The sequence below is a fragment of the candidate division KSB1 bacterium genome (assembly GCA_022562085.1).
Lineage (GTDB): Bacteria > Zhuqueibacterota > Zhuqueibacteria > Oceanimicrobiales > Oceanimicrobiaceae > Oceanimicrobium.
This window is the reverse complement of sequence record JADFPY010000139.1, coordinates 1-10,620: the sequence shown is the minus strand read 5'-3', so window position 1 is coordinate 10,620 and position 10,620 is coordinate 1. Positions and strand designations below refer to the sequence as shown.

Annotated in this window: 9 protein-coding genes; all 9 read left to right on the top strand. The window is 40.9% G+C overall.

The genetic code is table 11. The annotated features are described in order from the left end of the window. Positions 1-641: 641 nt before the first annotated feature. The 9 genes from tilS (at position 642) to IH879_12415 (ending at position 10,475) form a co-directional block, all read left to right on the top strand. Complete coding sequence (gene tilS, locus IH879_12455) at positions 642-2,039, top strand: tRNA lysidine(34) synthetase TilS (GenBank protein ID MCH7675750.1); 1,398 nt, start codon at positions 642-644, stop codon at positions 2,037-2,039. Next, the gene (gene hpt / locus IH879_12450) at positions 2,029-2,586 is read left to right on the top strand and encodes a hypoxanthine phosphoribosyltransferase (GenBank protein ID MCH7675749.1); all 558 of its coding nucleotides are present in this window, start codon (positions 2,029-2,031) and stop codon (positions 2,584-2,586) included. Before tilS ends, hpt begins: the two co-directional genes overlap by 11 nt. Positions 2,587-2,742: 156 nt before the next feature. Then, a complete protein-coding gene (gene ftsH / locus IH879_12445) occupies positions 2,743-4,611 on the top strand; it encodes an ATP-dependent zinc metalloprotease FtsH (protein ID MCH7675748.1) in 1,869 nt (622 codons plus the stop codon). Between the two features lie 38 nt (positions 4,612-4,649). After that, positions 4,650-6,257: a tetratricopeptide repeat protein gene (locus tag IH879_12440; protein MCH7675747.1), complete on the top strand. Its 1,608-nt coding sequence runs from the start codon at positions 4,650-4,652 to the stop codon at positions 6,255-6,257. A gap of 69 nt (positions 6,258-6,326) precedes the next feature. After that, positions 6,327-7,127 (top strand): dihydropteroate synthase, encoded by an 801-nt coding sequence (folP, locus tag IH879_12435; protein ID MCH7675746.1) that lies wholly within the window; start codon positions 6,327-6,329, stop codon positions 7,125-7,127. Continuing rightward, positions 7,124-7,906: a TIGR00159 family protein gene (locus tag IH879_12430; GenBank protein ID MCH7675745.1), complete on the top strand. Its 783-nt coding sequence runs from the start codon at positions 7,124-7,126 to the stop codon at positions 7,904-7,906. Before folP ends, IH879_12430 begins: the two co-directional genes overlap by 4 nt. A gap of 56 nt (positions 7,907-7,962) precedes the next feature. Continuing rightward, positions 7,963-9,045: a HupE/UreJ family protein gene (locus IH879_12425; protein ID MCH7675744.1), complete on the top strand. Its 1,083-nt coding sequence runs from the start codon at positions 7,963-7,965 to the stop codon at positions 9,043-9,045. Positions 9,046-9,681: 636 nt separating this feature from the next. Next, the gene (locus tag IH879_12420; protein MCH7675743.1) at positions 9,682-10,164 is read left to right on the top strand and encodes a hypothetical protein; all 483 of its coding nucleotides are present in this window, start codon (positions 9,682-9,684) and stop codon (positions 10,162-10,164) included. Positions 10,165-10,190: 26 nt separating this feature from the next. Next, positions 10,191-10,475 (top strand): Ryanodine receptor Ryr, encoded by a 285-nt coding sequence (locus IH879_12415; GenBank protein MCH7675742.1) that lies wholly within the window; start codon positions 10,191-10,193, stop codon positions 10,473-10,475. The last annotated feature ends 145 nt before the right edge of the window (positions 10,476-10,620 follow it).

Here is a 10,620-nt window from a genome sequence, read left to right as displayed (position 1 = left end):
AAATCAAACGGGTTTAGGGTTCTAAGATATCGTTTCAGGTTCTCGGTGGTTTGAGTGTCAAGATGTTTGGATTCAATGAATCTTTGAAACGGCGTTTTAGGTTTGTCATGTATTTTTTTAATTTTTGAGCCCACTCTGGTTTTGCTGATAAGTTTAACAGAAGGGGAAAAAGTTAAAATAATCATTCCATTCTGAGGTGTAGATTTAATAACCAGATAGCATATTTTCTGTTATAGCCACAGACTGAACAGAATTCATCGAGTATGTGGGATTTCTGTTCTCTTGTGGCATATTTATACCGCAGGCGAATTGTTTGAAGATACTGTCGCTTTGAATGCATCCCCATAATTTATCCTCCCTTTTTGGTAGATTGGGTTAGATAAATTACGAAGCAACGTCATCTTGTGCAATTTGCCTCGGTTATATTTTTTATGAGGCAATCCGCTACATTTCTTTTTCACAAGTTTCATTGCGAATTATTTAGAGGTTTTCTATATTAAGACTGTCGAACTTGGGGCTCCAGTAGCTCGACATTCATGTGGAGAGATTAGCTTTGAACTCAAACGACATAAATGTCGTTTTACGCTTCTAACGGACTTTTTGGACAACCCAAAGTTGTGTTTCAGCTTTGTTTTATGGAAATGACTTTATTAGAAAAAGTAACCCGCTTTATTCAGCACAATCGATTAATTGTAGAACGCGATAAAATTCTTTTAGCCGTTTCGGGCGGCTTGGACTCTGTCGCTTTGCTGCACATCTTCTCCCAGCTAAAGAGCATACTCAAATTAGAATTAGCAGTCGCGCATGTTCATCATGGCATTCGTGGCAATGAGGCCGACAAAGACTTGGAATTTGTGACATCTTTATCTTGTAACTATAAGTTGCCTTTCCAGTCAAAAAAAGTTGAGGCCAAAGCTTTCGCGAAATCGCAGAAATATTCACTGGAAGAAAGCGCGAGGATTTTGCGATATAAGGCTTTTGAAGAATTTCTGACAAAATCAAAATACTCAAGGTTAGCCACCGCGCACACTGCAAACGATCAGGCGGAGACTGTTATTGACCATTTCTTAAGGGGGTCCGGCAGCCTTGGTATGCAAGGCATACAAGTTAAACGAGGCGCTTATATTCGGCCCCTCCTCGAACTTACTCGAGAGGATTTGGAACAGTACGCTAAAGAAAATAAGCTTACCTTTCGCCAGGACTCATCAAATGAAGATTTGCAATTTCGAAGAAACCGCATTCGGCGTGAATTGATTCCCTATTTAAAAGAGCATTTCAATCCAAACTTGGTAAAGACGCTGAATCGAACTGCGCTTATTTTTTCGGAAACAGAATCGGTTTTGGAATCAGTCTCGGACGAGGCATATAAGTCGCTGGTCTCGTTACAAAAAATAAATGAAATAATAGTTGAAATTGACGGATTTTTAGGCTACTTTAAGGCCGTTCAAAAATATATTCTTTTTCGTGCCTGTCAAGCGCTCGGAATTAACCGGAATGACCTGAATTTTGATAAGCTCGATAAGGTACTCTCAGTCATTGCAGAAAAAAAAATCGGTAAACGGGTTGACATCAATCAAGATTTTCAACTTGCGATTGACCACGACGGCATTATAATCAAAAGGAAAGCATCGGAAAAGATCCCTCAAATTAAGTTCGATTTATTGGATTCAAACGCACTCAGATTTGGGGAGTATGAATTAAAATGGTCGATTACCAAAAAGGAAGAACCAGTCGAATTTAATAAAAACAGGCAAATTGAGCTTTTAGATTTTGATAAAACTGGAAACAGTCTCTGCGTACGCACCTTCCATCCGGGAGACCGGTTTATCCCACTCAATTTCAAGGGACAAAAAAAAATCGCTGACTATTTTTCCGATCGCAAAATTCCTCATCATTTACGCGAAGTAACTCCGATTTTGGAATCACCCGCCGGAATTGTCTGGTTATGCGGCCATTGTATTGACAATCGATTTAAAGTTAGAAAAGAAACTGACAAGCTCCTAAAAGTGGAAATAAAAGAACCTTCGAATGAGTTTTGAAGAAACGACGAAAATTATAAATTCTAAGGAATCCAAAGTTTTACTTTCAGGCGCCGAAATAAAAGAGAAAGTAAAGGAGTTAGGACAGAAAATATCGGAAGACTACCGGGGTAAATGCCCGATTTTTGTTGGCGTTTTAAATGGCAGTTTTATTTTCTGCGCCGATCTTTTCAGGGCCATTGACATTGATTGTGAAGTCGACTTTATAAAAATATCCAGCTACGGCGAAGCAATGGAAACTTCCAGGGAGGTCAAGTTGTTGAAGGATACAGATGCCCATTTACATGACCGTCATGTGATCGTTGTTGAGGATATTGTCGATTCCGGATATTCTGTTGAGTACTTGAGAAAAAAAATAGAAAGGACTAAACCGAAAAGTTTAAAATTCGTTTCATTATTAGTAAAAGAAGAGGGCGCACAAGTTCCGTATCATATTGATTACATCGGCTTCAAAATTCCAAATCGCTTCGTTGTTGGTTACGGTTTGGATTATGCACAGAAATTTCGCAATTTACCTGAAGTTTATGTACTGAATGAAAACAGTTAATGCGGTAATTTGGGAACTTATAACCAGGGAAGTTAAAAAACAGTGAGTAACAAAAAAAGAAAAACGACTAAGCGTTCAACTAACAATAAACCGCAAAAAAAAGATGAAAACTTCCAGTGGAAGAAAGCCACGCGGACTTTAACATTTTGGCTTATTATCATTGTGATATCCATTTGGTTTTCACAGAAATTTACATTAGATGAGCGCAACGAGTTAGCGATCAATTATTCCAGATTTAAAGCGCACCTTGAAAATAAAGAAATTAAAAAAGCCTTCATTGAAGACAAGGCATTCCATGGGGAATTGCATGTAGAAGCCGTCGACCCGGACGAAAACGTCCATTACATGAGATTTAAAACCACGCTGCCCGAAGCGCCAAATGATGAAACAGCCGGAAAGTGGAGCAGGGAATACGATGTGGTTTTGGAATTTAAGGCCATTTCGAATGAATGGTGGAATTATGTATTTCAACTTTTGCCCTGGATTTTGTTTGGCGTCTTTTGGATTTTTATTTTACGTCGAATGCAAGGCGGCGGCGCCAAGGGAATTTTTTCGTTTGGGAAATCTCGCGCAAAATTGATAACCCAAAATCAGTCAAAAGTTACTTTTGATGATGTGGCCGGCGCAGATGAGGCTAAGCAGGAGTTACTAGAAATCATTGATTTTCTCAAAGACCCTGACAAATTTCAAAAACTCGGCGGTAAATTACCGAAAGGCGCTTTACTTCTTGGACCTCCGGGAACCGGGAAAACTTTGCTGGCAAGAGCGGTCGCGGGGGAAGCAGGCGTACCTTTCTTCAGCATGTCCGGCGCTGATTTTGTCGAGATGTTTGTCGGCGTCGGCGCTTCGCGCGTTCGGGACCTGTTCGAGCAGGGTAAGAAAAGCGCTCCCTGTATTATTTTCATCGATGAACTCGACGCTGTCGGACGGCATCGCGGCGCAGGGCTGGGCGGCGGACACGATGAGCGGGAACAAACGTTGAATCAACTTTTGGTGGAAATGGACGGCTTCGAATCAAATGAGGGTGTTATTTTACTTGCTGCCACCAACCGTCCCGATGTTTTGGATCATGCGCTTCTTCGCCCCGGCAGATTCGACCGGCAAATCGTAGTTGATCGTCCGGATGTTCGCGGCCGCGAGGGCATTTTGAAAGTACACACCAAAAATGTACCCATTTCGGAAAACGTCGCGCTTGATATACTCGCAAAAGGCACCCCTGGTTTTTCCGGGGCGGATTTAGCTAATTTAGTCAACGAGGCTGCCCTTTTAGCAGCACGCCACAATAAAAAAACGGTTGACATGCAGGAGTTTGAGTATGCAAAAGACAAAGTGATGATGGGGACTGAACGCAAGAGCATGATCATCACGGAAGACGAGAAAAGGGTCACGGCTTACCATGAGGCCGGCCATGTGATTGTCACCACAAATGTTCCAAAGTCTGACCCGGTGCATAAAGTCACCATTATTCCCCGAGGGAGAGCTTTGGGCCTGATGACGTCACTGCCGGATGAGAAGCACAATTACTCGCAAACATATTTAGAATCACGAATTGCAACTGCGCTTGGCGGCAGGGAGGCTGAGAAGTTGGTTATGAACGAGCTGACTTTTGGCGCCGCCAATGATCTGGAAAAGGCGGCTGAAATTGCCAGAAAAATGGTATGTGAGTGGGGGATGAGTAAAAAACTCGGACCGCTGACTTTCGGTAAAAAGGAGGAAGAAATTTTCCTCGGCAGGGAGATTGCTAAGCACCGCGATTATAGCGAAAGAACCGCTCAGATTATCGATGAAGAAGTTACAGTGATAGTGGAAAAGGCAGAAAAGTTAGCGGCTGATATTCTAAAAAAACATCTAGATCAACTTCACAACTTGGCTGCTGCACTTTTAGAACGCGAAGTATTGGACGGCGCCGAGATTGGAAAAATATTAAGCGGCGAGACGTTACCCGTTAAAGTGGAAGAAGAGCAGCCGAAACCGCCAAAGAAAGCAAAGGCAAAAAAAGCAGCAGTCGTAGATAATCTAAATTAATTTGTTTCAGAAATAGTTGGTTGTGAAAAATGTAAAAAATGAATTTTGATTTTTTCAAGATGCCGGATTGGGGTCCGATACTAATTGGTGTTTGGGCGTTTGTGAGTTTGGTTGTTTGGTACCTCTACCGGCACTCAGCAAAAAAATACAGAGTTGGATTTAAGACTACTTTTCTATTAATATCCGCTTTGTTTTTTTTTGTTTTTTTGATCAATAGGTTTAAAGAGCGTCCGCAATCCGACCCGTTAAGAATTGCTGTCTTCCCTTTCATAAATCAATCTGATAGTTCCGCTTCAATCTCCTGGGAAAGTTTAGCCTTTTCCGAGATTCCAATAAGATACCTCGAGCAAATTAACTTGGAGGAATTGCTGCCATATCAACTCGACTGGCTCACTTCTGCAGCCAACAGTGATTCACTTACTTTCCAAAATTATTGTCTGGATTTTGCTAAACGCATTAAAGTTGATTATGTGGTCGTGGGGAGCTTTCTAAAAGAATCTTCCGACTACTCTTTGAGTTATAGACTTATTCAATTCGACAATGATAAAACTGTTCTTGAAGAAATCAGTCAGATTACTTTAAATGGGATTCAAGAGTTTAGCCAGGAATTGAGTCGTTCAGTTGCAAACAGAATATTAGAATCCGACTCTGAATTATTCTTAAAAGACCCCTGGCATTCGAATGACAAAATTAGAGCTTTCTTTAATCTTAAACTTTTTCTTTTAAATAGAGAGACAAGTTCTGCTTTCGGCTTAGCAAAGAATGCTGTCAAGACAGACAGTAATTCAACTACCTGGTTAAATTCCCTTGCGAAAATTTATCTCAATCGTGGCGGTGAAAAAAAGCAAAAAGGACAAAACGATCTGGAAGATTTTCAGGCTGCCAAATCTCTTTTGCTGAAATCTTTGTCTTTGGATGAAAGTAATCATAAAACGCTGCAACTATTGGCCGAGCTTTATTTGGCCCATGAAAGATGGAATCAGGCCGAGGAGTTTTTACAGAGAAGTTTATTAAGAAATCACTGGGATTCAAAAACTTACGTTGATTTAACTCAATTGCATGCCAGCAGGTACGCTGATTTAGGATTCGGCAATGAAAACGAGCTTCTTGAAAAGGCGATTTTTGTCAATCCACTTGATTTTGAAGCGCGTTTAATTCTGGCGGATAATTATAGCCGGAAGAATCGTTCGGATCTAGCAATTAAAACAGTCAAAGAAATACTACGGATTAACCCCAATCGAGTTGACGCCCTGATGAAGTTAGGTACCATCTATATGTCACAAAATGATTTATTAAACAGTTTGGAAATTTACCAAAAAGTAACTGAATTAGATCCGGGAAATGGCGAGGTTTATTATAACCTGGGGATTGTTTACTATCAACAAAAAGATTATATCACGGCAATTAACTTTTTCGAGCATGCAATAAAATCAATTGACCATGTTGATTCTCACCTCTATTTGGCTTATATTTATGAGCAGCAAAAAGACATGAATCGCGCCATCACGCATTTGCGAACACGGATCGCGAAACGCAGCGGCAGGGACGATAAATTTGCGGAAGAAGCACGTAAACATTTGTTTCAAATTATGTCTGAGCGAGAGGCGAAAGATCCAAAAGTAAGCCAAACTAAAACTCAAAACTGAATCGTGAGACGCGCTTTAACCATAAATTGTCGCGGCAAAGAACTTGAGTTAAGCTCCCGAACCCATATTATGGGGATCATAAACTGTACCCCCGATTCGTTTTATTCCGGCAGCAGACGACTTGATCCACGGGAAGCAATTGAGTCGGGCATCCGAATGGTGGAGGAGGGCGCCGACATTTTGGATGTCGGCGGCGAATCATCTCGTCCCGGGTCCGATCCGGTGTCAAATGAAGAAGAACTCAACCGAGTGTTGCCGGTCATTGAGGGGCTGCTAAAATCCGTTGATGTGCCAATTTCAATCGATACCTACAAATCTGCAGTTGCCAAAGCGGCTTTGGAGCTGGGTGGGCATATTATAAATGATATCAGCGGTCTCGGTTTTGACACAGAATTAGGCAGCGTCGCTGCGCAATATGATGTTCCGGTTATTTTGATGCATATCAAGGGTAAACCGAAGAATATGCAAATGAATCCAAGTTATGATAATGTTGTCAACGAAATTTATGCATACTTCGAGGAACGCCTGAAATTCGCGATTGGATTTGGGATAAAAAAAGAACAGGTTGTCCTCGACCCCGGCTTGGGCTTTGGGAAACACCTGCGGCACAACTACGAAATTGTTAATGACCTAAAGAAATTTGCAAATTTAGGATGCCCGATCCTGGTCGGGCCTTCCCGGAAATCGTTTATTCAAAAAGTTTTGAATTTGCCCTCTGAAGAAGCAAAAGAAGGCTCTCTGGCAATGGCCACTGCAGCGATTCTCAAAGGCGCCCATATCATCCGGGTGCATGATGTAAAAGAGATGAAGCGAGCCGCCCAGATCGCCGATTTTTTGATTCGGACGCCAAACACCGGTGAAAGCGTATGAGTCTTTTTCAAGTCGGTTTTCTCAAGGTCACGCTTTTGGATATCCTCGACATCCTGGTCATTTCATTTATTCTATATAAAATTTACTTTTTTCTCCGCAACTCGCGTGCAGCCCAGATGTTTGTTGGATTAGCAATCATATTAATTGTTTCATTAATAACCCGGCTGTTTAACATGAGCGGCATGACCTGGATTTTTGACAGCCTCAAGACCGTTTGGCTCATTGCTTTTGTGATCATCTTCCAACCGGAGCTTCGGCGAATGCTGATTTTCGTCGGCCAGAGCAGGATAATAAGATATTTTATTAAAGTTTCCAGTGGCAAAACTTTTGATGAGGTTGTGAAGGCCGCTGTAGAGTTATCAAAGCGGCGATATGGCGCTTTGATCGTCATGACTCGGGACACGGGCATAAAATCTATTACGGAGACCGGTATTCGAATACAGGCCGAGGTTTCGGCGCCATTGATAACCTCTATCTTCAATGCGCGTTCGCCACTTCATGACGGTGCGATCATCATTCAAAATGACATTGTTGAAGCGGCAAAGTGTATTCTGCCGCTCAGCCAATCACCAAGTCTCGGTCCACACTTTGGCACCCGGCACCGGGCTGCCTTGGGCCTGGCTGAAGAATCCGATGCGGTTATTTTGGTTATCTCCGAAGAAACAGGCCGGATTTCGGTTGCACTCGACCGTCAGCTTGTTCAGAATTTAGATGAATCAGATTTGCAAAGTATTCTTTTCGACGCGTTTAAGTTGTCAACAGAAGCGGTTTCTAAATAGCCGAATTAATTCTATTAGATGGTTTGGTACGTTTTATAAGTCAAATCCCAACAACTATGAAACAAACATTCATATTGTGTGCGGTTCTCCTCCTTTGTCATTCACTTGGCGCCCACGAAATTTATACCAGTTATAGCTCTATTGATGTTAAAGAAACTCATTTGACTTACACTCTTACGCTTGACGAGACAGAGCTTAAAAATATCTTCGATCTTGATATTAATCGTGATGGGACGGTAACCGAAAGTGAACTTAATACTAACCTGGAGGAAATCTACACACATTTCGAAAAGAAATTAACAATAATTATTGCCGGTGAACCTGTAGCATTGGCAAGGGAAAAGGGTCATGTTTCAGGCGATAATTTGGGTAATGTCTTTGTGAATTTGGTGTTCAAACAAACTCTTGAGCGCCAGCCCTGGAAATTGACATTGCAGTTAAATATATTTGATGATTTTGGACCCCGGCACAAAAACCTGGTAAAAATTGTTCATCAAGATGAAGTTCAACAAAGCATACTGACCATCGATAACCGCATGCAGGAGTTTTCATTTTCAGGAAAGGGAGTGTCTTTTTTTGAGCATGGATTTCAGTTTTTTAAGCTTGGCTTTGAACATATCGTGATTGGTTATGATCATATTTTCTTTTTGCTGGGATTAATTCTTATCGGCGGCAGTTTTCTAAACCTGGTAAAAATCGTAAGTTCTTTCACTGTTGCTCACAGCATCACCTTGATTCTCGCCGCGCTGCAAGTCGTTGCCATTCCATCGCGGCTTGTTGAATCGGTCATTGCATTAAGTATCGTTTATATCGCTCTGGAAAATTTCTTTATCAAAAAAACCGACGAACGCTGGTTGATTACCTTCATATTTGGTCTCATGCACGGGTTTGGATTCGCGGGTGTGCTTCATGAACTGGGGCTGCCGACTGCAGGTCTTGCCGTTTCCCTTCTTTCTTTTAACCTCGGTGTTGAAGTCGGCCAGATTATCATCGTTGCTGTGACGTTTCCTATCATCTATCTTATCACTAAAACCAAGTGGCAAAAGCAAATAGTTTACGGGCTTTCCTCAGTTATCATGGTCTTCGGTTTGATGTGGTTTTTGGAGCGAGCGTTTGATCTGGATCTGCCGATTGTTTAGAAGCAACTAGCTTTATATTCAATTTTACTGACTACTAATTTGGGGATTTTAAAAAAAGATCGGTGATAATTTTGCAAACTGAACCCGGCCGTTTCGTCCCTTTCAGTTAAATATTTTCTAGGTCTACAGTGTCCATTTGAAGCCCACCTGTGTTTTATTCCTAAACAATATCCGAGAGAAAAAGTATGAAAAACCTATCTTAATATTATGGAGGTAAAAGTTCCTTCAAATTTAAATTCTTAATATGAAAAACCATTTTTCCTAAAGCAAAAATAAAATATTTGACTTTTTCGTAATTTTTCCCTACTAAAATACATTCCTTTCAAACAATTAACACTTTTTGGTGGATTTGGTTCGCTTAACAGGTAGTTTTTTTTGAGCTAGTGAAAACGCTATCAAAATAACAACCAAAATGAGCAAAAAAACAAGAATTCCTTTTGAAGCCTACCGGGGCAAAGACCGTACATTTTTGTCAGCTACGCGCACAAGGACAGCGCTCAGGTCTACCCGCAAATTCTAGATCTGCATAATGCACTGGCATAGGATTCCTGAGTCAGATATTTCTTTATTATGTAGTTGGCTTGGCAACCCGGTAATTATCTTGGATAAAATAAAAATTGGAGCAACAAGAGGCCATTGAAAAAATTTGAAGAATACAAACTTTTTGTTGAAAGCACGGATCGTTTCTCTGACCGAAGACAACAAATTAGTAACACCTATTTAACCGTGAATTCAATAATCATTGGCGCAATTGCATTTTTAGTAAAAGATGCTGGGTTAGACACGTATTTGCGGTCAATCGTTATAATAGTGATTCTCTTAGTAGGCATTGTAGTCTGTGATGTTTGGAAACAGATCATTTATAAGTATAAGAAACTCATTGCTCATCGTATCGATGAACTCAGAGAAATTGAAAATCATGCCGATATGGAAAATTGCCACAAGATGTACCATTCAGAAGATAAGCTCTTCCCTCGCGACGAAAGTGGTAAAGTAATCGAAGGGAAAGCATTAAATATTTCTGACAAAGAAAAATGGTTACCCAATATTTTTATTGGCACCTATTCATTATTTTTAATTGGGGTCGTATATAATTTTATGGCAAGCATTTTTTGTTAGAAAATTAGAATCTAATCGGAGGCCCTATGTACCGACCATCACCAATTGATACTTCAAAAATTAAATTGCCCAAAGAGTTAGATGCTTTGATGGAGCATCTAGCTGAAAACAATCATGACATTTGGGCGCAACAGCGCCTAAAAGATGGCTGGACCTACGGCCCGAAAAGAAATGATGAGAGAAAACAACACCCTGACCTTGTACCCTATGATCAGTTACCTGAGAGTGAAAGAGAGTATGATCGAAATTCCGCCAGAGAAACCATAAAGGCTATTATTTCTTTGGGTTTCAATTTGCAGAAGAAACTGTAAGGGAGCGACAATGTAGAGTCACCGTACTGGATTCCGCAACGGATGTCTCGGACATGAAACAAAGATTTGTCTCCCCGTTCACTAATTCCCTTCAGTTAAACCCCCACTTTAAACGATTTAACTTCTATCTTAGATTATTTCTTAA